Origin of the sequence: uncultured Brachyspira sp., from assembly GCF_944390595.1 — a bacterium.
In the GTDB taxonomy this organism is placed as follows: Bacteria; Spirochaetota; Brachyspiria; order Brachyspirales; family Brachyspiraceae; genus Brachyspira.
Window position 1 is genome coordinate 1 of record NZ_CALXRN010000219.1, and the last position, 2895, is coordinate 2895.

Annotated in this window: 2 protein-coding genes; both read left to right on the top strand. The window is 22.8% G+C overall.

Annotated elements, in window-relative coordinates; translation table 11 throughout:
- Nucleotides 1-113: 113 nt before the first annotated feature.
- Complete coding sequence (locus tag Q0J90_RS13030; protein ID WP_008539340.1) at nucleotides 114-2108, top strand: AAA family ATPase; 1995 nt, start codon at nucleotides 114-116, stop codon at nucleotides 2106-2108.
- A gap of 10 nt (nucleotides 2109-2118) precedes the next feature.
- Complete coding sequence (locus Q0J90_RS13035) at nucleotides 2119-2652, top strand: hypothetical protein (protein WP_008539341.1); 534 nt, start codon at nucleotides 2119-2121, stop codon at nucleotides 2650-2652.
- The last annotated feature ends 243 nt before the right edge of the window (nucleotides 2653-2895 follow it).

A 2895-nucleotide genomic window follows, 5' to 3' on the forward strand; every position in this document is an offset into this window, starting at 1 on the left:
AAGTTTTGTTTGAAGAAAAAAGAAATTTGAGAACAAGAAAAAAAACAAAAAATGAAATGATAGAATATATTCGTCGAGCAATTATAGATATAGTAAATGAATGAGGTGATAATATGTTAATAAAGTCTCTTAAATTAAAAAATTTTAGACAATTTAAAGGAGATATAAATATAAATTTTTCATATGATCCGCAAAAAAATGTAACTATTATTTTGGGTGATAATACATACGGAAAAACTACATTATTACAAGCATTTAGTTGGTGTTTTTATAAAACAGTAAATTTTGATCATAATCCTAAATTTTTATTAAATTATGAGCTTAGTGAAGAAATGCTTAATGGATCAACAAACATTGTAAGTGTAGAAATTATTATTATACATGAAAATACTGAATATGGAATTATTAGAAAGCAAGAATATAAAAAGATTAATGGAAAAACTGTATTAGTTAATGAGTTTCCTTTAAAAGTATGGTATAAAAATGAAACAGGTAATCAAGTGTCATTAGATGATTCTCCGGAAACATGGATAAATGATATTTTACCAAAAGATTTATCTACATATTTCTTTTTTGATACAGAACGTGTTAATAGTATTAGCCATAAGGAAAATGTTACAGAAGCAGTAAAAGGATTATTAGGTTTATCGGCATTATCAAAAACAATAGAACACTTAGGAACGAAGAATAGAAGAGATTCTGTTATAGGTAAATTTCAGCAGGAATTAGATACAGATAATGAACAAGATAGTGCTGAAATAGAACAAAAAATTCAAGATAATGAATTAAAGTTACAAAATATTGATGAACAGATAAAAGAAACAAAAAAAAATAAAGAAAAATATGAGAATAGAAAGGAAGAATTAGATAAAATCATTCATGCTAATGCAGATACAAAAAGAATGCAAGAAGATGAAAAAAGATTAGAAAATGAAATTAAAAATAATGAGAAGAATTTAGAAGAAAATAAAACAGAAATATATAATTATTTTCATAGATTAACAAAAGCATACTTTGAAAAACCTTTAATGAAAGAAAGCTTATCTTATATAAATACTTTGAATTTAAAAGATGATAGAATATCTGGTTTATCGGAACATATCTTAAGAAAGATATTAGATAGAGGAATATGCATATGTGGTAATTCTGTAAAAAAAGATTCATCAGAGTATAATTATATTTTAAAAGAGATACAAAAAATTTCAGGAGATAATCTTTATGATGAAATAAAAAAATTTAAATATGAATTAGAAATAAGAGAAAAAAATATTTATGCTAATATTGAAGAATTTGAAAAGAAGTATGAAAATAGATTAAGGTTACAAAAAAATATTGAAGATAAGATATGTAGGATAGAAGAAATACGTAAAACAATAAGAGATAAAGATGATATGCGAAAATATGAATTTGAGAGGGATGAATGTCGTTCAAAAATAAGATATTTGCAAGAAAAGATAGATATATTAAAAGAAAATAAAGGGAAATGTGAAAAAAGTAAAGAAATATTAGAAAAACAACAATCAAAATTAATAAGTAAAACTGATCATAATAGAAAAATATATAGATATATAAATTATGCTGAAGCTTTATTAGAATGGATTGAAGAAAATCAAAAAGAAAAAGCAAAAGAAATAAAAGAAAGATTAGAAAAAAAGGTAAATGATATTTTTAATCAAATTTATTCTGGCGAAAGAATAGTTAAGATTGATGATAAATATAAAGTGAATTTAATAACTAAGGTATTAGATAATGAATATGATACAGGAAAATCAGAGGGACTAGATAGGGTTAAAAATTTTGCATTTATTGGCGGATTAGTATCTTTAGCAAAAGAAAAAATAGTTAGTAAGGCAGGAGATGATTTTATAGATTTATCATCAGAGCCTTATCCGTTAGTAATGGATGCACCTTTTTCAAATGCAGATGAAGGTCATACGGCGAAGATTTCAAAAGTTTTACCAGATGTTGCAGAACAAGTGATTATGTTTGTTATGCAGAAGGATTATAAATATGCAGAAGCTTATTTGGAAAAAAGAATTGGAAGAAAATATAAGTTAGAAAAATATTCAGAAATAAAGACATCATTGATTGAATTAAATAATTTATAGAGGAATAATTATGGAAAGAATATGTTGGTTTAAAGAACAAACTGTTATAAAAGGAAAACATGCACAATATATGAAAGAACTAAAAGAGAAAAAAGTTTTTGGAAGATTATATGATGTATATTTACAATGTGCATTATATGGTGCGTGTTTTGATTTAAAAAGTGAAAAAGATGTTAGTGTAAGGGAAACTCAAAGTATATTTACAGATATGTTCAGTAATAATAGTGAATACTGTTTAAATATTTTAAAAATGGTTCTTTTACTAGATAATAGTTTAAATTTATCTAAAGAAGAGAAAATAAAAAGAGTTTTTTCTTTTAAAAATGGATATTATGCAGAAGAAAAAGCAAATGAAATGAAAGAGAATATAGAAATATTTAATTCATATTTTTATGGTGGAATAGAAGAAATTTATTCTCGATATTTTAAAAATTGTATAAATGATGATGATGTTATTGTGAAAATGAAAGCTTTAATAAAAGATTTTTATTTATTAAAAATAAAATTTGATGAGAAACAACTTTTAAAAGAAATATCTGATTGAATTTTCATACAATAGATTTATATTTTTTGTATACTATAGTAATAAAAGTATTAATTAGCTCTAGTAAAAAACTAGGGCTTTTTCTTTTAAAATGATAAAATAGTTTTAATATATATATTTATAAGAAGTTAAATAATATATTTGTTTAAATTTTGCTAAACTAATTATAAAAATAAATATTATGTTTTGCTGGAGTGTCTATAATGATTAGCAAAAATGAATTTGATTGTTTTATAAAAAAGA